Source organism: Cytobacillus sp. T106 (assembly GCF_040492155.1).
Classification (GTDB): domain Bacteria; phylum Bacillota; class Bacilli; order Bacillales; family Cytobacillaceae; genus Bacillus_AB; species Bacillus_AB infantis.
This window is the reverse complement of the sequence record NZ_JBEUMK010000001.1, coordinates 783,438-807,442: the sequence shown is the minus strand read 5'-3', so window position 1 is coordinate 807,442 and position 24,005 is coordinate 783,438. Positions and strand designations below refer to the sequence as shown.

The window sequence follows — 24,005 nt, the reverse complement described above, 5'->3', positions numbered from 1 at the left end:
AAAGGAGAAAATAAAATGAAAAGCCTTCTGAAAAATTTTATTAATGGTATTCTGACAATTGTACCAATCATTCTGGTGATATTCGTCATATACAAATTATTCATGTTCCTGGATAATCTTCTGGGCAGCACCCTGAAGCCCTATTTGAAGGAAGATTATATTCCCGGTGTGGGACTGCTGGCTACAGCTGCAGCCATTACGATATTGGGCTGGCTGTCAACCAAATTCATTACCGGCAGCGTGATCAGGTTCATTGACAGGATACTGGATCGGATTCCGCTGGTTAAGACCATCTACTCTGTCATTAAAGATACAATCAATTCTTTTCTAGGTGAAAAGCGTGCCTTTTCCAAAGTGGCTATTGTCACCATACCAGGCACCGGCATGAAAAGCATCGGTTTCATAACAGCAGAAAATCTGGAACATTTCTATGAGCCTTTGAAAAATGATATTGCTGTCTATATCCCGCAGACATTTCAGGTGGCAGGCTTCACATTCCTGATTCCAAAGGACAAGGTAGAGATCATTGATGTAAAGCCGGAGGATGCGATGAAATTCATCTTATCCGGAGGCATGGCCACCCATAAGGGAAATGCTTCTGAATAGAAAAAAGCCGTCTTCCAACGGCTTCTTTTTCATTATTTAATAACAGTGATAACAGGAGTCTCCCCGCGATTTACGGCTCCTAAAGGTTTCTTTTCAATGGAAGAAAGAGCATCTCCATTGGTAATGATTATAGGAGTGACCGTGCTTTTAGCCTTTTCTTTAACCAGATCAATATCAAAGCTTACTAGCTTGTCCCCGGTTTTCACTTTTGAGCCTTCGGAAATGTGGGTTTCAAAGCCTTCCCCTTTCATTGATACCGTTTCAAGACCGATATGGATCAGAATTTCCGCTCCATTTTCAGCTCTTAAACCGATCGCATGCTTTGTCGGGAACACTTGTACAACCTCCCCATCCACAGGTGAAACGACAGTGCCTTCAGAAGGTTCAATTGCCAGTCCGTCTCCCATCATTTTTTCTGAGAATACAGGATCCGGCACTTCGGCCAAATCAACCGCCTTCCCTGTCAATGGCGCCTTCAGCACTACCTCGGTAATTTCTTCTTTTTTACCAAATAATTTCTTGAACATTCAAACACCGCCAATTATTTTTTCTCGTCCTCGCCAAAAAGCTTTTCATACTCTTTATATCCTTCTTCTGCGAGCTTTTCCTTCGGGATGAACCGCATCGCAGCAGAATTGATGCAATAGCGGAGCCCATTTGGCCCGGGGCCGTCATCAAACACATGGCCAAGATGGGAATCAGCTTCCTTGCTCCGCACTTCCGTCCGGACCATGAAATGGCTCATATCCGCTTTTTCAATGATTTCTTCATCCTGAATCGGTTTGGTGAAGCTCGGCCAGCCGCACCCTGCATCATATTTATCTCTTGAGCTGAACAGCGGCTTGCCGGAAACGATGTCCACATAGATACCGTCATTAAATTCGTTCCAGTATTCATTCCGGAACGGCGGTTCTGTGCCATTGTTCTGCGTCACTTCATACTGCATCGGAGTCAGATTCTTTTCAAGGTTTTCTTTATTCTTCATTTTATGTCCCTCCAGTTGTTGCGGATGAACGCATCTCGTCCCGAGCCGACGCGATATGATTCGTATCTGTCCGGGTTCTTCTTATAATAGTCCTGATGATAGTCCTCAGCAGGGTAGAATTCCTTGCCGGGCAGTATCTTTGTCGCAATCGGCTTATTGAACCGGCCGCTCTCCTGAAGCTGCTTCTTTGATTCCTCTGCAAGCTCCTTCTGTTCATCATTATAATAGAAGATGGCAGTCTGGTAGGACTGGCCTCTGTCAAAGAACTGGCCGCCAGGGTCGGTTGGATCAATCTGCTGCCAGTAGACATCAAGCAGTCTGCTGTAAGAGTAGACCTCAGGATCGTAAGTGATTTCAACAGCTTCATAGTGCCCTGTCGTTTCGGAGCAAACTTCCCTGTAGGTTGGGTTTTCCACCGTACCTCCTGTATATCCGGAAACTACTTTTTCAATTCCGGGCTCCTGGTCAAATGGTTTGACCATGCACCAGAAACAGCCTCCGGCAAAAACAGCCTTTTCGAATTTCTTCTCATTCACTTGAAGACACCTCTTTCCAGCGTTACATTCACCTTACTCTTATTCCCTTTAAAACAGGGTTTTAAAGCTATCCTCCCTAGATTATCCGATTATGCCGGGTGAGTGCAAGCGCTTTGCACTGATCTGGCGACAGGCAGCTGTTTTGCTCTAATTTAAACATTAAGCCGCAATTGGAAAAAGCCACCTGAACTCAGGAGGCTTTCAATATCGGGTATATGCAGCTGACCGGAATAGCATCGGCCATTCTAAAGTTAATGCCTGGTTCTATGCTTTACTTGCTTATGGATGCTCTTCCATTTTTTCTTTTCATCCGACTGGGCTTTTTTATCCATCCTTCTGTCGAGGTATGCCAGCTCACGCTGAAGCTTTTTATAGCTGGCAAGCCTGCTTTCTTCCAATGCTCCATCCTGTATGCTGCCCAGGACAGCGCAGCCTGGCTCATCCTCATGTGAACAGTCCCTGAACCGGCAGGAATCCGCGAGTGCTTCAATATCAGTAAAACTTTCGGACAGCCCATTTTCACTATTCCAGAGCTGAAGCTCCCTCATGCCCGGTGTATCGATAAGTACACCTCCGTCAGGAAGAAGGAACAGCTCCCTATGTGTTGTCGTATGTTTTCCTTTATCATCATCCATGCGTATCTCCTGCACCTTTTGCACTTCTTTTCCCATGAGATAGTTGGTAAGTGTTGATTTGCCTACACCAGAAGAGCCAAGCAGGGCAACTGTTGATCCATGGCCGATATAGGGACGGAGCTCTGCAATCCCCGATTCAGACATAACACTGACCGGAATCACAGGCACTCCCATGCTGACTGATTCAACGAGCGACTTTTTCTCATCCGCATCTTGACATAGATCTGCTTTGGTTAGGATGATGACGGGATTTGCACCTGACTCCCATGCCAGAAGCAAATAACGTTCGATCCTCCGGAGGTTCAGGTCGTCATTCAGCGAATTGACAAGAAAGATGGTTGAAACATTGGCTGCCACAATTTGCTCTTCAGTTGTATTTCCAGCCATTTTACGGGAAAACTTGCCTATCCGCGGCAATAGGGCCTGTATGGTCCCTTTTTGCTCTCCTATTCTTGGCTTCACAGCCACCCAATCACCGACTGCGGGGTAATCTTCCCTGCTGCCTGCAGCAAAGGCATATTTGCCTGAAACCTCGCAAAGCAGCTCTCCTTCTTCAGTCCATACACGATACATCCTTTTATGCTCAAGAGCCACCCTGCCGGGAATAAGCCCTTCCGTTGCGAGATTATGAAACTCTGTTTCAAAATGTGCATCAAAGCCGATTTGTTTTAAGTTTGTATTCATTATTTCCTCCATGCTGACCGTTTTATTTGTTTTTTGACATAATAAAAAACCATTGGCACACAGCCCATGGTTTTAGTCAGCATAAAAAAAGAATAGAACTATTCTCAGGTTTATACAGCTACTCTCCGGGCCGTGCTCATTGAAAATACAATCTCATTTCTTGCAAATAATAATTTTCCCATAGCACTTCACCCGCTTTCGCTTGTATTTGTTACCATTATATTCTTTTTATCATCGGCTGTAAACACCTTTCTGAAAATTCCGCTAGGCACACACCTATCCTTGGAGGCATATCATACTCTGAGAATATTTGAGGATAGGAGCGGAAAGGTATGTCTTTTAACAGAGATCATCATGATGATTTTGCCAAGGCAAGTAAATACGATCTTCTTGCCAAGTATTATAAGTACAGTGATCCTGCTTTGCATGTTGCCTATTATTATCAGCATCTGAAATATATTAGAAGGGCCGTACAAAGCATGCGAATGGAAGCCTCCCAGTCTTATGGAAGCATGCGGCAGCCAGCTATGGTCCGGGTTGTGCATGCTTCCCCTGATGCACCCAACGTCGATATTTATGTAAATGGCAACAGGATATTGAAGGATTTCCCTTACAAAGATGTCAGCGGCTATTTATCCCTTCCGGCCGGAAAATACCAGATAGATATCTATCCTGCCGGTGATATGGTTTCAACCGTTCTCAGTAAAAAAGTCACTGTGGAAGGCGGAAAATCCTACACGCTGGCAGCAGCAGGACCGGCTGCCAAATTGAAGCTGCTGGCATTCGAAGATCAGCCTTCTGTACCGGCCGGCGAAACAAAAGCCAGATTCATTCACCTTTCACCGGACGCACCGGCTGTCGATATTGCCGTCAAAAAAGGAGATGTCATTTTCCCGAACATCTCTTTCAGGCAGGCGACTCAATATTTAGGGCTGACTCCGATGACAGTCGATCTCGAAGTCAGGGTTGCAGGTTCCAGCAATACAGTCCTTTCCCTTCCCGGTGTCAAGCTGCAGCCGAATAAAGTGTACACCATCCTTGCAGTGGGTACAGCAGCCGGGGAACCGCCGCTTGAAGCCCTTATTATTGAGGGATGACCAAAACCCATGTCCTGCCATTATTGAAACCCTGCCGGCCATTGCCAGCACGGTTATATTGCCTTGCAGCTATCAATCTCTTATTGGAACGAAAAAACTGGCTGAAAAATCAGCCAGTTTTTTTATTTAGTAGGAACATATAAGGTAACGCGGATATCATCCTTTTTTAAGTCAAACTCATCCACCTTAACTTTCAGATCACTCTTCAGTTTCATATCCTGAAGGGAGACATATATCTGCTCTTTATCTGGCTGGATGACAACTCCTTCTGGCAGCTGATATCTGTCGCGGACAAATTTCAGCACATAAGATACCGGAAGGTTCAGCTGGCCGACAGCAATGGATTTCTGGCTAAGGACAACATCGCCGTTGTCCAGTGCTTCAGGCTCGAAAGTCAGTTTCATTTCCAGGTTTTGACTGAAAACCGGGAGATTCCCATAAAGCTCAACCTCATCATCAAGAATCACTTCATAGTCAATGGGGCCGTCCAGCCCCTCCTTGGCAATATAGTGGGCAATGATTCTGTTGAGGTCTCTTTTATTAGTCTGAAGGTGAAATGGAACATACCCGTCTTCATCCACCTCTGTGGTATTAATCGCTTCATCTTTTGCCGGTAGATTAATCATAACGAAAAACAGGGCTATGAAGGCAATCACAATCCCCAATAAGAGGAAAAACAGGACCTTCCATTTGTTTTTTTTGTTCAAGTCAATTCTCCTCATTCCTAACTGTATATTTCTACTGCTCAGCAATCACCTCGAGCGCCTCCCGGCCAATCTGCCTGTAGACTCTGTCAGCAATAAGCTCATACCCTTTGTCGTTCGGATGGAAATAATCTGTGTACAGCAAATCCTCTGCCTTATTTTCAAATATATCCTTTATATCAACAAAATAAGTATAATCATAGCGGGAAAGAATCTCCCTGCTGGCTTCATTCCAGTTGTCCATAATATCAGATATTTCCGTTATATCCGAAAACCATTTATAAAATGGATTGTATAGTCCAATCAGTGCAATCTGGGTTTCGGAATTCTCACTCCGTACTGTATCGATGATTTCCTTAAGATTTTTTTCATACTGGGCTTTCTGGCCCGTAAAATCGCTGACATTCAAATTGGAGAAATTCTGCCTTACAACTTTCATGACATCATTTCCGCCGATCGTGATAATGACCAGGTCTGCTTCCGAAATGGCAGATCGGACTTCCGATGATTTGAGCTTTTTCAGCAATTGGTCTGTCCGGTTTCCTTTAACTCCAAAATTAAGGAACTCAGTCTGCGAGACTCCTTTTTCCTGTTCCAGCTGTTCTTCGAGGTAAGGCAGATAGCCTCCCCTTCCAGTGCTGTCGCCAACACCCTCTGTCAGCGAATCCCCAACTGAGACCACATGAATATCACGGGGAATAAAGTCATTGGGCACCATTTCCTTTTCAACAATGCTAATATCCTTCATTCCCAGATTTTTAGGGGATGAGTTTCCTGCCCCGCTGCAGGAGGAAAGAAGGAGAGCGGCCAAAACAAGTAAGGTGAATGTCTTTTTCATCTAATCACCTGCCTTTTCTAGTATAATTATTATAACACGTTTGCTTTCAATCGAAACCAATCAGGGCTGGAAGCTTCACCGGGACAGAAAAAGAGGCAGCAGGGGCCGCCTCTTCGCTTATTGAATCGATTTAATATCCTTAATGATTTCCTCATAAGGTATATCCTTCAGCCCTGTATAAGATTTAAGGACTTTGCCTTCCTGGTTTATCAGATAAAATTCGGTCCCATGGATCACCTGGTCATCCGATTCCGGTTTCACGACAAGCGTCTTAAAGCTTTCCTTCGCAAAATCCTCGATTTCCTGCTGTCCATAGCCCGTCAGAAAGCTCCAATTGTCATAGTCTGCTTCAAAATTGTCCCCATATGCCTTCAAGGTTTCCGGCGTATCAACGGCAGGATCGACACTGAAGGAAACAAACTGAAGATTTTCAATGCCCTCTTCCTTTGCCTTATCCTGAAGCTTCGACATATTGAAGGTCATTGGAAGGCAGACATCCTCACAGCTTGTAAAAATAAAATCTGCAATCCATACCTTTCCCTTCAAGTCAGCAAGTCCTGTCTGTTCCCCAGCCTGGTTGGTGTATGTAAAGTCTTGAACCGTCCAATTATAAGGATTTTCGATACCCTTCTGGCCACAGGCTGAAAGAATGATCAGCAGCATCAGACCGAGGGTGAATATCGACACCCGCTTTTTTTTCATATATGATCACCTGCTCTTCATCAGATAGCCATAATTCTAGCAGACGAATTAGAAAGAAGAAAGAAAAAGATTTGACAAATCAGTGAACTCATTTTGCAGCTCCTGCTCAATCGATAACGCCGGTCCTGATGATTGTGTTCTCCACATTGACTTCAAATTCTGCCTTTTTGTATAGGTTCCGCCATTCACCTTTTGTCATACGCTTTTCACGTTGAAGATGGGCACTGTAAATATTTCCGAAGCCGATGGGATCGGACTCCATGTTTTGGAGCCTTTTCAGCATCGATTCCATCTCCTGCTTGATTTTAACTGCTGTTTCCTTTTCCAGCGCCTTGATTACGTGGGGATTGCCCAGATCCATATCGCTTGACACCTCAAGTATCCGGGAATCCAGCTTTACATCAATGGCAAATGTAACATCTTCCATGTCCTTCAGACGTATTTTCTTTGACGATCTGATATCATCGATCGTAATGAACAGCGGGTCGTCTTTTTGTTCTTCCGTTTCGCTGCTTAAAGGAATAATATACTCCTTTAGTTTCTCCTTCGGAATCTCAAGCTCAAGATTCCCTGACTCATAGTTGTCTTCTAATGTCTTCAGGTAGAATAACTTTTCAATATCAATCTCTCCTGCCATCCGATCATCTTTAAAGGCAGCCATCCCTGAAATAATCACTTTATCTTCCTCCAGCTTCAAGATAGGGAGGACAGGGTCCTTTCCCGGGTCAAAAAAGCTGTGATTAAATTCATGGAGCGTTGGCGAGATGATTAACTCGTCTTTTATGTTCTGTTTGATTAAATTATACAGATAGGTGCCAAGATTGGTCTTCTCTTTTTCCCCTGCCTTTTTCAGCAGGTTTTTTGCTGTCCCTTTGCTGACCGTCAAGTAAACCAGGTTTCCGATTGTGGCATCGCGATTCAATGTGTCCACGAGCTGGATGAGCCCTTTTCCCGCTGTTTCCTCACTGTACACCGCAACCCTCAGCTGTCCTGATACAAGATTGTGTGAGGTTTTAATATTTTGCTTCTGGCGAATGCCCTTGCTCGTGTTGCCGGAAGCTGAAATGATCTGCGTGACATTTTCCTCCTTGGACTCAAAGGTATGCAGCACCACGGTCCCTTCAATAATATCCCCCTTATCGTCATAGCCAACTGCTGTGATGAGCCCAAGTCTTTCAAGCTGCTTTGTCTTCACGCACCCGGCAATTGGGAGGAGGAGGGCAGCTGCTATCAGGAGCCTACGCACCATTTTCATTTTGCTTCCTCCTCCCTGTCAGTTTCTTTTTGAGCAGAACAAGCATCGAGAGCAATGCGGGATAGCAGATCCCTATATAAAATCCAGCCATGCCTATATAATCGGATACAATATTCATCTGGTATCTCGCCTTAACAAGGAAACTGCAGCTCCACACCAGGATTGCGATCAGGACAATAAAGGTTTTTTGTTTCATACCGGGAAATACCCTTTTCATCCCTCTTGAAGCTGCCCAGAGATATAAACAGATATTGGGAAGTATGATCAGCATCCAAAAGGAAACAGCGATGAATTCAAAACGTTCAAGATTGGGGAGACGGACGATTTTGAACATGGAGAGCACCGGCCAAATTGTCTTTTCAAGCCCTTTTTCCCCAAAGAAGCCAATGGAAATGACTGTAACAAGGACAAATAGCAGTGTTGTATACAAGCCGCCAAGCTGTGTATATAAATGGGCCCTTTTTTTATTTTTGATAAAAGGGTACAGGAAAAGGAGCATCTCAAATCCAATTATGGAAAGAGATGTTTTGTAGACCCCTTTTAAAATCTCTGCATAGCCCTTATTCAGGATGGGCAATAAGTGGGTATAATCGAAATCTCTCGCTGGTATGATGATAATCAGTACAATCCAGAACGTGAGCAGGAATGACATGAAGGAAAAGCCGACAGCAATGCGGACCCCGCCCATCACTGCATACATGGACAAAAGCAAAAGAATCATCGCCAGGAACCAGGTGGACAGATCAGGAAAAACCCATGCCTGGACTATTTCAACATAATTCATCACGATAACATAGATGCCCGAAATAAGATAAAAGGTATAGAGGATATTAACAAGCCTTCCTAAAAAGATGCCAAATACATCGTAATGTATTCCGAACAGATCTGCGCTTTCATACTGCTTCAGCATCATGACAGAAAGAAAGATGACCGCTGAGACAAGCAGGCCGGCTATTATGATGGATATCCAGCCATCATGACCGGCAGCAAGATAGACAATCCTCGGAAGCCCTGCAATCCCTACCCCTGTTTGGATGGTATGGATAAGGAAAAACATAAAAAAAGCGTCAAATAGGAGATTTTCTTTTGGCTTTATATTGACCTGGGGCTTCACCTTCACACCTCCCTACTCATCCACATCTTTTGTTTTCGATGCTTTGCGCGACGGATATCTTGATTGATCTTCAGTCATATTCATCTCTGGCCTTTTTGACAAATACTGAAGCGGGAAGCGAACCATGCTGTAGCGGACATCTTTCCATCTCAGCGGGTAAATGGGCGCCAGATACGGCCTGCCGATAGCCGATAATTTCAAGAGATGAATCAGCAGGAAGCAGAAAGAAATCATAATCCCGATTCCGCCCCATAAGCCGGCCATGATGATAATGGGGAAGCGGATGATCCTGATGGCTGTTCCCATTGAATAACTTGGGACTGTAAAGGATCCAAGGGCACTTAGGGCAATGATAATAATCAATATATTGCTTGTAAAACCCGCTTCAACCGCAGCCTGCCCGATGACAATACCTCCTACGATACCCATAGTCTGGCCGACCTTCGTCGGCAGCCTAGCACCGGCTTCCCTTAAGAGCTCAATGATAAACTCAAGAAGCAGGGCCTCAAATACAGGAGGAAATGGTACGTTTGACCTTGACTGTCCCAAAGAAACAAGCAATGGCGAAGGAATGACCTCATAATGGTAAGTCAATACAGCCACATAAGCCGGTGTCAAAAGGACTGAAAGAAAGATGGACAAAAAGCGCAGCAGGCGCAGGAACGTCCCCATATTCCAGCGCATATAAAGATCCTCGGTCGTTTCAAAAAAGCTGAAAAAAGTGGTCGGCCCATATAAGGCGCTCGGGCTCCGGTCAAGAAGGACTCCCACCTGTCCCTTGATGAGCGAAATGCAGAATCTGTCAGGCAGTTCCGTTGTCAGAATCTGGGGGAAGACCGACCAGCTGTTATCCTCAATATACTGGGCAAGAACAGTAGTATCCGGAACATAGTCGGACTCCAAGTCACTGATACGCTGCCGGAAGGTCCGTACATTGTCTTCGTCTGCTATATCCTTGATATAGAAGAGCTTTGCTTTGAGCTTGCTCCTCCCGCCCACATTTAAATCCTCAATGCATAGATTTGCACCATTCAGATTCCGCCTGATGATATTGACATTCGATTCAAGTGATTCCGTAAAAGAGATCTTCGGGCCATAGACAAGAGATTCTGTCTCGGCCTTCTCAATTGATCTTTCTGCCGTCTTGCCGGTGCCAGCAAGGCTTCCAAATGGCTGGCCTTCTATATAGATATAGGTATTGCCGTTCAATAAAGCCGCTGAGATTTCTTTCAGTAGGTTTGCGGAGCTCAGCTCCCCTATCGGGAGAAGGTTGGATATATCCTCAGGGTCTAAAGGACCTTTTGCTTTTTGAAGCGGCAAAAGGATCCTTTCATCTAAAATTAATGAATCTGTCAGCGATTTTATAAATATCACTGCTATTTTCTGCTCTTCCTTCCGCAGCATGCGGACATGCAAATCAGGGCTTTCATTCAGTTCCCGGCTGAGTTCATTTTGCAGCTCATCGATTGTCAATGAATGAGAGCGGATCTGTTTCTGATCTTTTATAATGTTTTTTCCTCGTCTGCTTCTGAACATAATGAACACCTTTTTTATTTTTTTATAGCATTTCCCAATAAAGGTAAAATATCAGCATGACATTGAAAGCTGTTCCAGCCAAACAGGAAAAGGGCCTGAAATAGAAAAAAAGCCGGCCCTATAGAATAGAGGCTGGCTTTGTAAACTGCTATATTTCTATGATTGCGGCTGATCGCTATAGTGATTTTTCATCGTCGTGTAGAAGCTGGTGATGAATCTTGCATAATCAAAGGAAATGGCAACTTTGTGCACAGGGTATTCTGCTTTTTCTATATATTTGCGGAAATCTCCAATGCTCTGCCCCTGGCCTTCCCCTTGATCAACCTGGATGATGACAGGCAAATCCTTATACTCTATCACAGCGCCGTCAGTCAGTGCCCAAAGCGTAAAAACATCATGAAGCGGGCTTCCGCTTAATTCAGGGTCTCTTTTTTTATAAAATTCATAATAATAGTCAACCATCGGCTTTACAAGCAATCCCGGCTTGCTGTTTATCTCCTGGTAGTATTCATCCAGCCGGTCTATAAGCATAGGAGTCACGATAGCTGACATGGTCACATCAAGCGGAAATATATGAATCTGCTTAGGGGCCTGCCTGATAACAATATTGGCTGCATAAGGATCACCGTAGAAATTGGCTTCTGCCACCGGGCTGACATTACCGGGAACATTAAAGGCCCCGCCCATAATATAGAAGTCCTTCACCCTGGACATGTAAGAGGGATATAAAATAAATGCGGTAGCAAGGGAAGAAAGCCTTCCCACATTCACTATGATAATGTCGTCCTCGTACTTGGCTATTATTTCTTTAATGCCATCAAAGTTCTCAAAAAATTCCCCTTTCACTTCATATTCAGGCAGCGTAATCGGGCCGAGGCCTTCCAGTCCATGGACATCAGGATAATAGACAGGGTTCTCTCCTGTCAGCGGCAGCTCTGCACCGCTGAACACAGGAATATCAGCAATGCCGGTGACCTCACGCAGATAAGCTGCATTTCTCAGCGCATCAAGTCTGGAGATATTGCCATAGTCTGCAACAATTCCAACGATATTGACTTCCTCAGAAAACAGTGCATAAATAGCTGCCACAAAATCATCTATTCCAAAGTCACTGAAAAACAGGACATTTTTATTTTTGGCCATTGCATCTCCCCCCTATCTAAGATATTGCAGCCACCTGTCTATAATGGCATTTTTTTGAAGGGTTTATTAAAAGAGTAAGCTGAAGTGCTGTCCAAAATAGAAAAAAAGCTGGAGATATCCAGCTTTTCTTCAGTCATAATAATACATAAAGCCAATTGCACCCGGACCTGTATGCGTGCTGATAATTGGGGTCGTTTCCTCTATTTCGACATTTTCATAGCCTGTCAATTCAACGAGCCCCTCTTTGACCTTCATTGCAAGGTCAAGGCCTTCTGCATGGCAGATGCCTACCCCTTTTATTGTCCTGCCTTTAACATCTTCAGCAAATTGCTTTACAAGATATTTAGCTACCTGTGTATAGCTTCTTACCTTCGTTACAGGTGTATAAACTCCACCTTCCAGCGATGCGATCGGTTTGATATTCAGCAGGGAGCCAATGAGCGCTTTACCTTTGCCTATTCTCCCGCCCTTAACAAGATTTTCAAGAGTATCCACGACAACATATAAATGAGTTTTCTCTCTTATCTTTGCAATCTTGTCTATTATTTCTTCCAGACCAAGCCCTTCGCCGGCCATCTTTGCAGCCTCTGTTACCTGAAAAGAAAGTGCTTTTGAAATGAATCGGGAATCAATTACTGTTACCTTTGCGGAAGACATCTTTGCAGCACTTTCTGCTGATTGAACAGTGCCGCTCATCCCGCCTGTCATATGTATCGACAATACTTCATAGCCTTCTGCCCCAAAACGGTCATAAAGCTCAACGAACTTTCCCGGAGGCGGCTGCGAACTTTTTGGCAGTTCTGCAGAAGTTTTCATTTTTTTCATAAATTCAGAAGGGGTTATATCAATCCTGTCCAGATAGGTTTCGCCATCTATAGTAATCGACAGGGGCACCACTTCAATGCCAAGCTCGGCTGCAAGTGCTGCCGGCAGGTCTGCTGTTGAATCTGTCACTATCTTTACCTTTGCCAAAATATCACTTCCCAACAATGCACTTATGAATGTTATTATACATGGATTTGGACAGCAAATAAAATAGAAAGCGGTTAAAATGCCAGCTGAAGTTTCTTTGATGCAGTGATTCGGGCAAAATAAAAACGCCGGAAAAACCGGCGCAAGGAATTAAGCATTATTTTTTAATTCAACTACATTAAACAGGTGTTCATAATCCTTCCATTTCAGGACTCTTTTCAAATACTCCCTGAATGAGTACACACTTCTCCTGCTGGTGTCTTTGTGAACGGCCGAGATGAATGTTTTTAAACGGAATTGGATCATAAAGAAATTTGGGCTATCTTCCTCCAATACTGGAATTTCAATGACCTTAACCTTCTGTCCAACAGCATTTTTGAACTCTAGGCTTTTGAATAGCAAAATATCAATCCTCTTTTTCACCCGTTTGTTATATTATACCTCATCATGGTCCCGAAGTGTGTCTAAATATGCGCTGTTCCTGATATTTTTCAAAAAGGGCAGCAGGTTCCTCATCATATATGGCTTGCTATCCAATATAAGTGGAGAAGGCATACAGCGGTATATAAAAAAGAAGAGAGCAGCAGCAGGTTTTTCAGTAATTTCGTTTCAGGCAAATATTTTATATAAGCAAAGCAGCCCAGCAGCGCGCTGAATGATATTTTGACCAGGAGGAAGAGAAGCGGCCCTTTTTCATACAATCCCCCCATCACCGGATTTGCTTCCTCTATCAGCCCTGCATTCAGCCCCAGACAGGTGGCCAGTGCATCCAGCGCGTTCAATATCCCTAAATAGATGTATATACCCCTCATGGACTCACCGCTTCCTATCCTTCTTGATTTATTATCATAATCTCCCATTCTCCAAAAGAAGAAACTTCCAAACTTTTCCGATAACAAAATTGTACTTTATAAAGAACGTTTCTGCAAATTTAAAAACCCCGCAGTGCACGGGGTCTGCATTTAAATCAGCAGGTGGAAAAGATTGCTGTCTTTATTGATTTCTGTAAATGCGAAGGCTTTTTTGTTCATCCTTTTTATCAGGCCGGCATAGTCTTCTTTATCCTTTAGTTCAATGCCGACCAGTGCCGGCCCGTTTTCTTTATTGTTTTTCTTTGTGTACTCAAATCTTGTAATATCATCGGTAGGCCCGAGGACCTCATCGAGGAATTCCCGCAGTGCACCAGCCCGCTGGGGGAAATTTACGATAAAATAGCACAGAAGCCCTTCATATAGAAGGGATCTTTCCTTGATCTCCTGCATCCGCCCGATATCATTATTTCCGCCGCTCACAACACATACAACTGTCTTGCCGGCTATCTCCTCACGATACAGATCAAGGGCGGCAATCGGCATGGCGCCTGCAGGCTCTGCTACGATTGCATGCTCATTATACAGCTCCAAAATCGAGGTGCAGACCTTACCTTCAGGGACCAATACAATATCTTCCACCAGCTCGCTGCAAATATCAAAGGTTTTTTCCCCGACACTTTTAACTGCTGCACCGTCAATAAATTTATCGATATCAGCAAGCGGGGTCACAGAGCCGTAAAGGCAGGACTCCTTCATGGAAGCTGCTCCGGCAGGCTCAACCCCGATCATCTTTGTCAGGGGCGAGACGCTGTTGAAATATGTACTGAGGCCGGCCATCAATCCGCCGCCGCCTATGCTGGCAAAAACAAAATCGATCGGCTCTTCACAGTCATTCAGTATCTCAACAGCAGCAGTGCCTTGTCCGGCAATGATCTTCTCATCATCAAAGGGATGGACGAAAGCCATCTGCTCATCCTCTGCGCATTTTACGGCCTCTTTATAAGAGTCATCAAAAGTATCCCCTGTCAAAATGATATCCACATGGCCCCTTCCAAACAATTCAACCTGGCTCACCTTTTGCCGGGGAGTTGTAGCCGGCATAAAAATTTTCCCTTTGATCCCAAGCTGCCTGCAGGAAAAAGCGACACCCTGGGCGTGATTGCCCGCACTCGCACAAACAACCCCTTTAGCAAGCTTCTCTTCTCCCAGTGATTTCATGCTGTAGTAGGCACCCCGCAGTTTGAAGCTTCTTACATGCTGGAGATCTTCCCTTTTTAAATACACATTGCAATTATATTTTTCTGACAGCCGGTCATTTTTCTGCAGCGGCGTATGGGCAACGATATCCTTAAGCTGCTGGTATGCAATCAGTATATCCTCCAGCTGCACCCATTTTTTCTTCATTAATTTCTGTTCCATATCCTACCCTCATTTCTGCCGTTATAATTTGTACATTATACCACGGCAGAATCATTAATCAACAGAATAGTCAAAAAATTTACCTTTTTTATATTTCAAAAAAAAGAGTCGGCGTCCTTATTATGCATATACTATTGAAAAGATTGCCGAGCTGGTCATTATTTCTTGATTAAGGGAATATAGAATTAAAAAGCCAAAGGAGGGCGGACACAATGGAATTTTCGCTCTGCAGCTTTGACAGCAGGCTGCCTGTGGAAGTAACGGCCGATGAAGATAATGGCCGCTATATGATCAGGAAGGCCGATACAAGCGGTGAAGTTTTCAATAATAGAGCAGACTTGCTTCAATGGGTGAAAAACAATTTCCGCGAAGAGGATTTCTGTGATCCAAGCCAATTCCGCAGCATGCTGGAACAGCTGGAAGAAATCTAAAGAAAAGAACAGCCTTATGGCTGTTCTTTTCTTGTGTAAACCAAAAATTCGTAGTCGTAGGGATTCTTTTCATCGCTCTTCCCATTTTCCCGGCTCTCCAATTGCCATTCCTTCCAATCAACTTCCGGAAAGAAAGTATCAGCTTCAAACTTTTGATGGATCATTGTCAGATAAAGCCTGTCGGCAGATGGAAGGGCCATTTTGAAAATTTCTGCCCCTCCAATGATGAAAATTTCCTGATCGTTTTTTTGGCTGCATTCTGCAAGAAAATCATCAAAAGAATAGAAAACGGTGCAGCCCTCGCAGGTGAACCCACGATCCCGCGTCAGCACGATGTTTTCCCGGCCAGGCAAAGGGCGGCCTATCGAATCCCAGGTTTTCCTTCCCATGGCAATCGAGTGGCCCATCGTAACACGTTTGAAGTATTTCAGGTCCTCCGGCAGGCGCCAGGGCAGATCATTATTTTTCCCGATGGCCGAATTTTCGTCCATGGCCCATAGCAGTGAAATCAAACACTGACAACTCCTTTAATATGAGGATGTGATTCATAGCCTTCCAGGATAAAATCTTCATATTTAAAGCTGAAGATATCCTCAACCTTGCGGGCGAACTTCAGCTGGGGCAGCTTGAACGGCTCTCTTGAAAGCTGCAGATTCACCTGTTCCAGATGATTACGGTAAATATGGACATCCCCGAACGAATGGATGAATTCACCCGGCTCCAGATCACACACATGGGCGACCATATGTGTCAGGAGGGCATAAGATGCTATATTGAACGGCACCCCCAGGAACACATCAGCAGACCGCTGATAAAGCTGGCAGGACAGCTTGCCGTCCGCTACATAGAACTGGAAAAGGCAATGACAGGGAGGCAGCGCCATATTGCCGATTTCAGACACATTCCACGCATTGACAATCAGCCTTCTAGAATCAGGATTACTCTTGATTGAGCTGATCAGCTCACTGATCTGGTCAACCGTTTTACCATCCGCACCGGTCCATGATCTCCATTGATGGCCATATACAGGTCCGAGATTCCCTTCCTCATCGGCCCACTCATTCCAGATCCTGACCCCGTTTTCCTGAAGATATTTCACATTGGTGTCTCCATTCAGAAACCAAAGAAGCTCATGGATGATCGACCTGAGATGCAGCTTCTTTGTGGTGACCAATGGGAAGCCTTCCTTCAGATCGAATCGCATCTGATACCCGAAAGTGCTGATTGTGCCGGTTCCCGTCCTGTCTTCTTTGATTGTACCCTTTTCCAGGACATGCCTGCAAAGCTGTAAATACTGCTCCATTCCATTGACCTCCTCATATGAATCTATTAATTAAGTGTACTGAAAAATTGCCAGGTGAGCGGAGCTTTTTCTTTTAAGCGCAGGCGCTCTTCTCCTCCCATATAATACATGGCGAACGTTTCAGCAAAATATTCTTCAGGGAATGTAAGGAAGTAAGGCTGGCCTGGAAACAGCTTTGCCTTCTCCTCTTTCCATATACCCTGGAACTTTCTATTAAAGCGAATCTCGCTCAAGACAAAGCGGTCAACCGAATGTGCCAGCTCATGAAGCTCCAGGTTGACCGATCCATGCCCCATGCCTTTGCCGCTATAGCCAATCTTTACAAGCACAGTCCGTCCCCCGCCTATTCCGGGTACATCATCCCAGGTCGTTTCTTTATTCTGATAACCCCTGGGTGTCAAGCCTGCCAGATGGCTTGCTGTGGGATTATCTGTGAGCTGCCCTGTAAAAAGCTTAAGCGAGATGCCTTCCTGCCTGATTTTAGACAGCAATGATAAGGGGAGATGATCCAGTCTTTCTATCATCCTTGCAGCTTCCTTCTGATCGAACTCCTCTAAAGGAAGAATAATAATCCTGCCCAGATCTTGTCCCGAATGCAGTGACAGGGACTTGACAAGCTCTGAGTTGCCAGGGAAATCTTTCAGTTTTATACCTCCCATTGCCGCCTGGGAATTGCCCATAAGCGCCAGGGAAGCTACTACAATAAGCAGAAAAAAAAGCCTGATTCTCATGCTATCACCTTCTGTCCATTCTCAGACGCTTCCAGCCCCGTTTGCTGCCTGCTATCTATGTATATATGAAAATATTATAGCATATCATATCGGGTAAAAAGGCCGCGATTCATGGGCAATTTCAGGAAGTTTTAAAGTTGTGCGGCAGGAAGGGTATTTTCAGGGCTTTCAGCTTAGCTGAATGAATGCGCCATTAATTTTTTCTCAACTTCATCTGAGACTTTTTAAAAAAGGGGCCTGGAAGACCCCGTCTTACCTCTTACTTACCTCCTGGTCTGTCTTCATCCCTAAACCTGTCGAGCAGTTCCTGCAGGTGTAATACTCCCAGGTTTCCTGCCCCTTTTTTCCTCAAGGCAGCTCCTCCCTGCTCTATTTCCTTCTCACCGATGATGATCATATAAGGAACCTTCTGAAGCTCGGCTTCCCTGATTTTGAGGCCGAGCTTCTCTGCCCTGCTGTCAATGTCAATCCGGCAGCCAGCCTCCTCAAGTCGGGCTTTGACTTCAAGTGCATAGCCGATATGTGCTTCAGAAACCGGAAGCACCATGGCCTGGACCGGTGAAAGCCAGAAAGGAAAATCCCCTGCATAATGCTCGATTAAAATGGCCAGGAACCTTTCAATCGAACCGTAGATGGCACGGTGGATCATGATTGGCCTGTGAGCCAGATTGTCTTCGCCGATATACTGGCAGCCGAATTGCTCCGGCATTTGAAAATCAAGCTGGACAGTGCCGCATTGCCAGCTTCTTCCCAGTGAATCAGTAATATGGAAGTCAATTTTCGGCCCATAAAATGCTCCGTCCCCGGAATTGATTTCAAAAGGAATGCCCCTTTCCTGCAGGACCGATTCCAAAGAGGCTTCTGCCAGGTTCCAAGTTTCTTCCGAACCCATGAATTCTTCCGGCCTAGTAGACAGCTCGACCTTATATTCAAAGCCGAACAGCGAATAAAATTCGTGTACCAGCTCCAGCACCTTTGCGGCTTCTTCTTTTATTTGATCTTCCCTTACAAACAGGTGTGCATCATCCTGTGTAAAGGAACGCACCCGCAAAAGCCCGTTTAAGGATCCCGAGAGCTCATGGCGGTGAACAAGACCAAGTTCTGCATAGCGGAGCGGCAGTTCACGGTAGCTCCTTCTCTTGCTGCTGTAAATCAATACAGCACCTGGACAGCTCATTGGCTTAATCGCATAATCATATTCATCAACTTTTGAAAAATACATATTCTCATGATAGTGGTCCCAGTGCCCTGACTGCTCCCATAATGCCTGCTTCATCATGATTGGTGTCTTGACCTCATGATAGCCAGCTTTATGGTGCTTTTGTTTCCAAAGGTCTTCCAGTATATTTCTTACCTGCATTCCCTTTGGAAGATAAAACGGCATCCCTGGTGCTTCTTCCCTGAACATGAATAATTCTAGCTCAGCCCCCAGCTTTCTGTGATTTCTCTTTTCTGCTTCTGCTTTAATTGACATTTTAATTCCTCCCAAAAATTTTTTGAATAAAAAAAGCCGCAATTCTCCCTGTACCAAGGGACAATTGCGGCTGTGGTTCCACCCTAATTCCGCCTCCTGCATAACATTCGGCGCTCAAACAAGATAACGGTTTCCCGATCATGGTTAGCTGACACACAGCTTTTCCCCATGATTGCTCCAAGGCGGTAAATTCATCTCTTTCTCCTAAGGGCTTTCAGCCGGCGGCCCTTTTCTCTGTCAGAAGCAGCGGAAATGATTCATGTCCTTTTCTTCGCAATATTATATTTGTTTATAACACAAAAAGCCGCAATCCTCCCTGTACAAGGGACAATTGCGGCTGTGGTTCCACCCTAATTCCGCCTCATGCATCGCATGCGGCGCTCAAAAAGATAACGGTCTCCCGACCATGGTTAGCTGACATCCAGCCTTTCCCCATGATAGCTCCGAGGCGGTAAATTCATTTCTTTCTCCTAAGGGCTTTCAGCCGGCGGCCCTTTTCTCTGTCAGAAGCAGCGGAAATGATTCATGTCCTTTTCCCAGCTTAATGGATTCATAAAAATGATTAAATGAATTATATTCCAGTACCTTTTATATTGTCAATGCAATTCTTTCATTTCTAGAGAAAAGAGCTTTCTGCTCACTAATGCCGTTACGCCGCCTAAAGCGTCACGCCGGCTGATGATAAGCAGCGCCCTTTTCTTCATAAGAAAATCATAAAGCATGAAACCAGTTTCATAACAAGCGTTATTTCTCAATTTTTCCAAAAGTAAAAGCCCGGCAGTATGCCGGGCTTTCGGGTATATAGAATTAAACGGCAAGGCCGAAATTTTTGCACAGTGCAGCCAGCCCGCCCGAAAATCCGCTTCCGACAGCATTGAATTTCCATTCGCCTCCATGCCTGTACAGCTCACAGATGACAACGGCCGTTTCAACGGAGAAATCCTCTCCCAGATCAAAACGGAGCACTTCCTGGTTTGTGTCTTCATTCACTACACGGGCAAAAGAATTGGATACCTGGCCAAAATTCTGGCTGCGGCTCTCCGCATCATGGATTGTGACAGTGATGGCAATGCGGTGGACATGGGCCGGGACCTTGCTGAAGTCGATTTTGATCTGCTCATCATCGCCCTCGCCTTCCCCTGTCCGGTTGTCCCCTGTATGCTCCACAGAGCCGCTTGGATGGACAAGATTGTTATAAAAAATAAAATCATGGTCCTGGACGACTTTCCCGTTTTCATCTGCCAGGAATGCAGACGCATCAAGGTCAAAGTCGCCGCCCCCGGAATAGCGGTTTGTGTCCCAGCCAAGCCCGATGATTACTTTTGTCAAACCCGGATTGCTTTTAGTCAAATCAATGCGCTGTCCCTTAGAAAGGTTGATGCTCATATTTTCTTCACCTCTGTTAAAAGTTTTCTATTATAACAAACCATCCAGCTTATTAAGTATAAGAACGAACCACATCAGACAGCCCTGGTGCATTGGTGCCTGTTCCGACTGCGGCAAATTTCCAATCAGTTCCATGCCTGTATAATTCTCCGACTACCAGGCTTGTCTTGCCGCTGTAATCGTCAGTAAGGTTATAATGGATGAGCTCTTCCCTGCCCATTGGATTCACAATGCGGATATACGCATTGCGGATCATGCCGAAATGCTGCTTGCGTTTAACCGCATCATAGATATTCACTACAAAAACAAGCTTCTGCACGTGGGAAGGGACACGGCTAAGATCCACATTGATCTGCTCATCATCTCCATCTCCTTCTCCAGTCAGATTATCGCCGGTATGCTGTACGCTGCCATCTGAACTCTTCAGGTTACCGAAATAGATGACATCGCTGTTATTCCTTAATTTATCATTCTCCCCAAGCATGATGACTGAAGCATCACAGTCGACATTGGCGCCTCCGCCGCCGCCGAAAAGAGAGCCGAGAAGTCCGCCTCCCCCTTTGCTTTCAACAGGATCCCACCCGAGGCCGACCATAATTTTCGATAATCCCGGATTTCCTTTTGTCAGATCTACTCTTTGTCCTTTTTGCAAATTAATCGCCATTCATTTCACCTCATAAATTTACTTTTCTGTATTATTTATATTTAACAGCCCTGTGTCAGGCTGAAAAAAGCGCCATCAGCCTTGATTTTTCATATTTTTGAAGTTTTCCTGGAGCTGTTCGAGCCTCTTGGTCCCTTCTTCCCTCAGTCGCCTGTTTTCATCTTCAATCGATTTCGTTTCCTGCATCCCCTTCATGATGATGTTCCACGATTCTTCAATCGTTTCAATCTTGATGCTCGGACCTCCGGCAAGCCTGGCTATTTCTGCACTTTGATTTGAAATATTCTGGGCATTGCGGACGAGCATCTCATTGGTTCTGCGGTCAAGTTCGCTCATGGAATCGGCAACCAGCTTCTGGCGCTTTGCCGCAACCGCCTGGATCAGACCATTTTTAAATATCGGTATGGTTGTAACGAACGCTGAATTGATTTTCCCGATCAGCTTGGTGTTCCCTCTTTGGAGAAGGCGGATCTGGGGAGCTGTCTGCAGGGCCACCATCTTTGCCATTTCCAGGTCATAGACACGCTGCTCTAGCAGATCGATGCTATTGCGGAGCGTATCTGCCTGCATGGAGGCAATCTGGTCCCCGGATGCTGCTTTTGACTCCAGCTGCGGAAGCTGTGTGCTTTTAAGCTCCTCTGCCTTCATCTCGCCTGCAACTGCATATTTTTCAAGTGTGAGATAGTATTGATAGTTTTGATCATACATCTGCTCAAGCATATTGGTGGAGTCCACCATTTCACTCTGATACTTGGAGATCTCGACATACACCTTGTCAATCTCTTTGCCCATTGTCTGATATTTCCCAAAGAGCTTTTCAATCATTTTTTCCCCGCGCTTGAACAGCTTTCCGAACAATCCGCCTGAAGTCTGTTCAAAATCCTTCTTGTCGAACCTGTCCATTATCTTCCCCAGCTGCTTCAGGAGGACACCGGAGTCTTCCACCTTGGTAGCCCTCATATTGCCGAGAATCTGGTCAGAGAAACGGGAGATCTGCTGCGCTGGTTCTTTCCCGAATTCCAGTATTTGAATCTGATCGCGTTCATCGATCGATCTGGCGAGGTTCTGCACTTCCGCTTCCTGCCTCAGCGCCAGTTTTATTTCCGGCACCTTCGTTTCTGTAAGCATATCAGCGGGATCCTGGGTAACCAGTCCTGCACTAGCTTGTTGCGGATCATTCATGGTTCAGTCTCCTTTCAAATTTTTCAGCAGCCCTTGCAGAAACACTTTCTTGATCAGTGAAGGCTCTTTATAGTCCTGGTCAAAGACCACTTCTTCCAGCCAGTGCGAATCAAAGACATCTTCATTGACATAGTTTTCAAGGTCATTGTGTCCCGGAGGATTATACACGATGATATCAACTCCAAATTGGTTCAGGAGGAGCAGGAGGGCTGCATCGCTCCTTGTCATCGTACCATTCATTTCATTGTTATAGAGGATCAGCTTGGGCACATCCTGAGAGTAGTCAAACTTCTGCAGAAGCTTCAGGATGCTGGCCGGCATCTGCATTGCCTGTGTAAATAAATAGATGCTGATTTCTTCCTGACTCTCATTATGGCTCGGCTTTAACTCCGGCTTTGCGCAAAGATTTCTGATTGCATGGGAAATCCCTTTCTGGAGGCCCCCAGGAAGATGGCCGTATTTCCAGTAGTGCGAGCCCATGACAATGTCAGGATCCAGCTTCCCGTCTTTTCCAAGCGCATTTCTGTAATGAAAGCGGAAGTCGCTTGTCAGGGGGTTTGAAAAAGGGAACTGCCTGATCAGAAAGCTGCAGTCATTCTCGGCAAGAGCATGCAAGCGGTCCCAATATTCCTTCCGGCTTTTGCTCACTCCGTTGATTTTCGAAAAGATGGAAGGGATTTTCACTTCTCCGCCGCTGACTTCAAAATTCGGCCTGATCATCGCTTTTTCTTTGGCAAGGATGAACAGTTCATCATAAGTTGTTTTGAGCGTTACAGCAGAAGGTTTGTAGTCCCTCAGCTGCCATGGCTTATAAAGGCCAGAGCCTTCGTGGTTAAGAATGGTTTCGATTTCTCTTGAGGCTTTATAAGCCACCGTTGATTTCCTTCTCCTTTTCTCCACGGGAAAAGGTTCAGCTGCCTTCTGTTCAGGATACTGCTGAACAAATGTTTCTTCTTTCCCCGGATCTGCGAGCGCAAGGACATCCTGGCCGTCCGGGCTGAAAGCCGCGAGATCGCAGCCGAGAAAAAAGATGAATGACAGGAAATATTGCTGGCTCTTGCTTGCTTCTCCATACCAAAGAAATTTCGGCATGCTTTCTTCCGGATTGCTGCTGCTTAGAGGCTGGGAGAGATGGTTAAAAGACCATTTCACAAGATCTACAAGCACCCTTCGGAAATCAGGGCTTTCAAGGCCTTCTTTTTCCCCCCCGGCAAACATCTCAATGACTTTAGTGAATGCCTCCCTTACCTTTCTGTGGACAAGGGGATTATCAGGCTTCAGGAGCAGCTGCTCACCATCAAGGAAGGCGATGAAGCGGTTGATTGAAAGCTTCTGCTCCCTGTTGATGTTCAATACCTTTTGAATGGCCTGAAAATGCTGGTTGTCGATCGTTTTATCAAGAGTATCGCTGCTTAAAAGGATAAGTCCATTATCTGGTGAGTGTATATAATCATAAAGCTGATTATAGTATTCATCTTCATCCGCAGGAATGCCCAGAAACCTTGCAGCAACCTGGCTGATCTGGATAATGCCGTCGCCTGCCTGGTACTGCGGGCGGTCTGAGCTGCGCTTTTTAATGGCAGACAGCCAATTGTCCGCAGACACAGGCAGCAGATTGACCTTTAATCTATTATAAGTTGGATACATGATTATCCCTTCCCTCTAGGAGCGAAAGATTTAGCCCTAATGGCTTATGTAAATTTCTTTCATCATATCATATCAGGTGCATGTTTTAACAACGATAGCCTTCAGCACTGGCTTTTAGCTCTATTAGAATATACGGATCAGGCTGAAAA

26 protein-coding genes are annotated in these 24,005 nt (G+C 45.2%); 3 read left to right on the top strand and 23 right to left on the bottom strand.

The window, feature by feature from the left end; all coding sequences use genetic code 11:
- The first annotated feature begins 15 nt into the window (after positions 1-15).
- Positions 16-606 carry a DUF502 domain-containing protein gene (locus tag ABU165_RS04075; RefSeq protein WP_009795665.1) on the top strand — a complete coding sequence of 197 codons (591 nt, stop codon included), beginning with the start codon at positions 16-18 and terminating at the stop codon, positions 604-606.
- 32 nt (positions 607-638) lie between these two features.
- Here ABU165_RS04075 and ABU165_RS04070 read toward each other — a convergent pair whose 3' ends face one another.
- From ABU165_RS04070 to rsgA, 4 genes are all read right to left on the bottom strand, one after another.
- Positions 639-1,133, bottom strand: coding sequence for a PTS sugar transporter subunit IIA (locus ABU165_RS04070; RefSeq protein WP_148949173.1), 495 nt, complete (start codon positions 1,131-1,133; stop codon positions 639-641).
- Positions 1,134-1,147: 14 nt separating this feature from the next.
- The gene (gene msrB / locus ABU165_RS04065; protein ID WP_009795663.1) at positions 1,148-1,591 is read right to left on the bottom strand and encodes a peptide-methionine (R)-S-oxide reductase MsrB; all 444 of its coding nucleotides are present in this window, start codon (positions 1,589-1,591) and stop codon (positions 1,148-1,150) included.
- Positions 1,588-2,127, bottom strand: coding sequence for a peptide-methionine (S)-S-oxide reductase MsrA (gene msrA / locus ABU165_RS04060; protein ID WP_101549770.1), 540 nt, complete (start codon positions 2,125-2,127; stop codon positions 1,588-1,590). The genes msrB and msrA overlap by 4 nt, the downstream gene beginning before the upstream one ends.
- A 251-nt stretch (positions 2,128-2,378) precedes the next feature.
- Positions 2,379-3,458, bottom strand: coding sequence for a ribosome small subunit-dependent GTPase A (gene rsgA, locus ABU165_RS04055; protein WP_101549772.1), 1,080 nt, complete (start codon positions 3,456-3,458; stop codon positions 2,379-2,381).
- Positions 3,459-3,778: 320 nt separating this feature from the next.
- Here rsgA and ABU165_RS04050 point away from each other — a divergent pair, with 320 nt between their 5' ends.
- Entirely contained in the window at positions 3,779-4,543 is a 765-nt protein-coding gene (locus tag ABU165_RS04050; protein WP_009795660.1) for a DUF4397 domain-containing protein, read from the top strand.
- A gap of 122 nt (positions 4,544-4,665) precedes the next feature.
- Here the strand turns inward: ABU165_RS04050 and ABU165_RS04045 are convergent, their stop codons facing one another.
- From ABU165_RS04045 to ilvA, 11 genes are all read right to left on the bottom strand, one after another.
- A complete protein-coding gene (locus tag ABU165_RS04045; protein WP_022544094.1) occupies positions 4,666-5,250 on the bottom strand; it encodes a YpmS family protein in 585 nt (194 codons plus the stop codon).
- 31 nt (positions 5,251-5,281) lie between these two features.
- A complete protein-coding gene (locus tag ABU165_RS04040; RefSeq protein ID WP_318059483.1) occupies positions 5,282-6,085 on the bottom strand; it encodes an SGNH/GDSL hydrolase family protein in 804 nt (267 codons plus the stop codon).
- Between the two features lie 117 nt (positions 6,086-6,202).
- On the bottom strand, positions 6,203-6,787 hold the full coding sequence (locus ABU165_RS04035; RefSeq protein WP_094767213.1) for an SCO family protein: 585 nt from the start codon (positions 6,785-6,787) through the stop codon (positions 6,203-6,205).
- 106 nt (positions 6,788-6,893) lie between these two features.
- Positions 6,894-8,042 carry a Ger(x)C family spore germination protein gene (locus ABU165_RS04030; RefSeq protein ID WP_318059484.1) on the bottom strand — a complete coding sequence of 383 codons (1,149 nt, stop codon included), beginning with the start codon at positions 8,040-8,042 and terminating at the stop codon, positions 6,894-6,896.
- Positions 8,026-9,156: a GerAB/ArcD/ProY family transporter gene (locus ABU165_RS04025; protein WP_257964223.1), complete on the bottom strand. Its 1,131-nt coding sequence runs from the start codon at positions 9,154-9,156 to the stop codon at positions 8,026-8,028. The genes ABU165_RS04030 and ABU165_RS04025 overlap by 17 nt, the downstream gene beginning before the upstream one ends.
- Positions 9,157-9,168: 12 nt before the next feature.
- Positions 9,169-10,692 (bottom strand): spore germination protein, encoded by a 1,524-nt coding sequence (locus tag ABU165_RS04020; protein WP_101549775.1) that lies wholly within the window; start codon positions 10,690-10,692, stop codon positions 9,169-9,171.
- Between the two features lie 156 nt (positions 10,693-10,848).
- On the bottom strand, positions 10,849-11,835 hold the full coding sequence (locus ABU165_RS04015; RefSeq protein WP_009795651.1) for a nucleoside hydrolase: 987 nt from the start codon (positions 11,833-11,835) through the stop codon (positions 10,849-10,851).
- Between the two features lie 129 nt (positions 11,836-11,964).
- A complete protein-coding gene (locus ABU165_RS04010) occupies positions 11,965-12,807 on the bottom strand; it encodes a DegV family protein (protein ID WP_022544096.1) in 843 nt (280 codons plus the stop codon).
- 150 nt (positions 12,808-12,957) lie between these two features.
- A complete protein-coding gene (locus ABU165_RS04005; protein WP_022544097.1) occupies positions 12,958-13,209 on the bottom strand; it encodes a YpmP family protein in 252 nt (83 codons plus the stop codon).
- Positions 13,210-13,322: 113 nt separating this feature from the next.
- Positions 13,323-13,619 (bottom strand): DUF5658 family protein, encoded by a 297-nt coding sequence (locus ABU165_RS04000; RefSeq protein WP_148949172.1) that lies wholly within the window; start codon positions 13,617-13,619, stop codon positions 13,323-13,325.
- A 150-nt stretch (positions 13,620-13,769) separates the two neighbouring features.
- On the bottom strand, positions 13,770-15,038 hold the full coding sequence (gene ilvA, locus ABU165_RS03995; RefSeq protein ID WP_129611955.1) for a threonine ammonia-lyase IlvA: 1,269 nt from the start codon (positions 15,036-15,038) through the stop codon (positions 13,770-13,772).
- A gap of 212 nt (positions 15,039-15,250) precedes the next feature.
- On the opposite strand from ilvA, the gene ABU165_RS03990 reads away from it, so the two are divergent.
- Complete coding sequence (locus ABU165_RS03990) at positions 15,251-15,469, top strand: hypothetical protein (protein ID WP_009795645.1); 219 nt, start codon at positions 15,251-15,253, stop codon at positions 15,467-15,469.
- A 14-nt stretch (positions 15,470-15,483) separates the two neighbouring features.
- Here ABU165_RS03990 and ABU165_RS03985 read toward each other — a convergent pair whose 3' ends face one another.
- From ABU165_RS03985 to ABU165_RS03950, 8 genes are all read right to left on the bottom strand, one after another.
- Entirely contained in the window at positions 15,484-15,981 is a 498-nt protein-coding gene (locus ABU165_RS03985) for a dihydrofolate reductase (RefSeq protein WP_009795644.1), read from the bottom strand.
- Complete coding sequence (locus tag ABU165_RS03980; protein WP_101549778.1) at positions 15,978-16,772, bottom strand: thymidylate synthase; 795 nt, start codon at positions 16,770-16,772, stop codon at positions 15,978-15,980. The genes ABU165_RS03985 and ABU165_RS03980 overlap by 4 nt, the downstream gene beginning before the upstream one ends.
- Positions 16,773-16,798: 26 nt before the next feature.
- Complete coding sequence (locus tag ABU165_RS03975; protein ID WP_101549780.1) at positions 16,799-17,503, bottom strand: anthrax toxin lethal factor-related metalloendopeptidase; 705 nt, start codon at positions 17,501-17,503, stop codon at positions 16,799-16,801.
- Positions 17,504-17,762: 259 nt separating this feature from the next.
- Positions 17,763-18,977, bottom strand: a complete 1,215-nt coding sequence (gene thrS / locus ABU165_RS03970) for a threonine--tRNA ligase (RefSeq protein WP_094767211.1) — start codon at positions 18,975-18,977, stop codon at positions 17,763-17,765.
- An 807-nt stretch (positions 18,978-19,784) separates the two neighbouring features.
- Positions 19,785-20,363 (bottom strand): TerD family protein, encoded by a 579-nt coding sequence (locus ABU165_RS03965; RefSeq protein ID WP_009795639.1) that lies wholly within the window; start codon positions 20,361-20,363, stop codon positions 19,785-19,787.
- A gap of 52 nt (positions 20,364-20,415) precedes the next feature.
- Positions 20,416-21,027: a TerD family protein gene (locus ABU165_RS03960; RefSeq protein ID WP_009795638.1), complete on the bottom strand. Its 612-nt coding sequence runs from the start codon at positions 21,025-21,027 to the stop codon at positions 20,416-20,418.
- A gap of 75 nt (positions 21,028-21,102) precedes the next feature.
- Complete coding sequence (locus ABU165_RS03955) at positions 21,103-22,155, bottom strand: toxic anion resistance protein (RefSeq protein ID WP_371931546.1); 1,053 nt, start codon at positions 22,153-22,155, stop codon at positions 21,103-21,105.
- Between the two features lie 57 nt (positions 22,156-22,212).
- Positions 22,213-23,856 carry a YceG family protein gene (locus ABU165_RS03950; RefSeq protein WP_094767209.1) on the bottom strand — a complete coding sequence of 548 codons (1,644 nt, stop codon included), beginning with the start codon at positions 23,854-23,856 and terminating at the stop codon, positions 22,213-22,215.
- Positions 23,857-24,005: the final 149 nt, after the last annotated feature.

Excerpts from the sequence above, each read along its gene's own strand:
- ABU165_RS04070 (WP_148949173.1), bottom strand. The coding sequence starts at position 1,133 with ATGTTCAAGAAATTATTTGGTAAAAAAGAAGAAATTACCGAGGTAGTG.
- ABU165_RS03990 (WP_009795645.1), top strand. The coding sequence starts at position 15,251 with ATGGAATTTTCGCTCTGCAGCTTTGACAGCAGGCTGCCTGTGGAAGTA.
- ABU165_RS03950 (WP_094767209.1), bottom strand. The coding sequence starts at position 23,856 with ATGTATCCAACTTATAATAGATTAAAGGTCAATCTGCTGCCTGTGTCT.
- ilvA (WP_129611955.1), bottom strand. The coding sequence starts at position 15,038 with ATGGAACAGAAATTAATGAAGAAAAAATGGGTGCAGCTGGAGGATATA.
- msrB (WP_009795663.1), bottom strand. The coding sequence starts at position 1,591 with ATGAAGAATAAAGAAAACCTTGAAAAGAATCTGACTCCGATGCAGTAT.
- ABU165_RS04015 (WP_009795651.1), bottom strand. The coding sequence starts at position 11,835 with ATGGCCAAAAATAAAAATGTCCTGTTTTTCAGTGACTTTGGAATAGAT.
- ABU165_RS03955 (WP_371931546.1), bottom strand. The coding sequence starts at position 22,155 with ATGCTTACAGAAACGAAGGTGCCGGAAATAAAACTGGCGCTGAGGCAG.
- ABU165_RS04020 (WP_101549775.1), bottom strand. The coding sequence starts at position 10,692 with ATGTTCAGAAGCAGACGAGGAAAAAACATTATAAAAGATCAGAAACAG.
- ABU165_RS04000 (WP_148949172.1), bottom strand. The coding sequence starts at position 13,619 with ATGAGGGGTATATACATCTATTTAGGGATATTGAACGCGCTGGATGCA.
- ABU165_RS04075 (WP_009795665.1), top strand. The coding sequence starts at position 16 with ATGAAAAGCCTTCTGAAAAATTTTATTAATGGTATTCTGACAATTGTA.
- ABU165_RS04050 (WP_009795660.1), top strand. The coding sequence starts at position 3,779 with ATGTCTTTTAACAGAGATCATCATGATGATTTTGCCAAGGCAAGTAAA.
- ABU165_RS03960 (WP_009795638.1), bottom strand. The coding sequence starts at position 21,027 with ATGGCGATTAATTTGCAAAAAGGACAAAGAGTAGATCTGACAAAAGGA.
- ABU165_RS03975 (WP_101549780.1), bottom strand. The coding sequence starts at position 17,503 with ATGAGAATCAGGCTTTTTTTTCTGCTTATTGTAGTAGCTTCCCTGGCG.
- rsgA (WP_101549772.1), bottom strand. The coding sequence starts at position 3,458 with ATGGAGGAAATAATGAATACAAACTTAAAACAAATCGGCTTTGATGCA.
- ABU165_RS03980 (WP_101549778.1), bottom strand. The coding sequence starts at position 16,772 with ATGGAGCAGTATTTACAGCTTTGCAGGCATGTCCTGGAAAAGGGTACA.
- ABU165_RS04035 (WP_094767213.1), bottom strand. The coding sequence starts at position 6,787 with ATGAAAAAAAAGCGGGTGTCGATATTCACCCTCGGTCTGATGCTGCTG.
- ABU165_RS03965 (WP_009795639.1), bottom strand. The coding sequence starts at position 20,363 with ATGAGCATCAACCTTTCTAAGGGACAGCGCATTGATTTGACTAAAAGC.
- thrS (WP_094767211.1), bottom strand. The coding sequence starts at position 18,977 with ATGTCAATTAAAGCAGAAGCAGAAAAGAGAAATCACAGAAAGCTGGGG.
- ABU165_RS04030 (WP_318059484.1), bottom strand. The coding sequence starts at position 8,042 with ATGAAAATGGTGCGTAGGCTCCTGATAGCAGCTGCCCTCCTCCTCCCA.
- ABU165_RS04040 (WP_318059483.1), bottom strand. The coding sequence starts at position 6,085 with ATGAAAAAGACATTCACCTTACTTGTTTTGGCCGCTCTCCTTCTTTCC.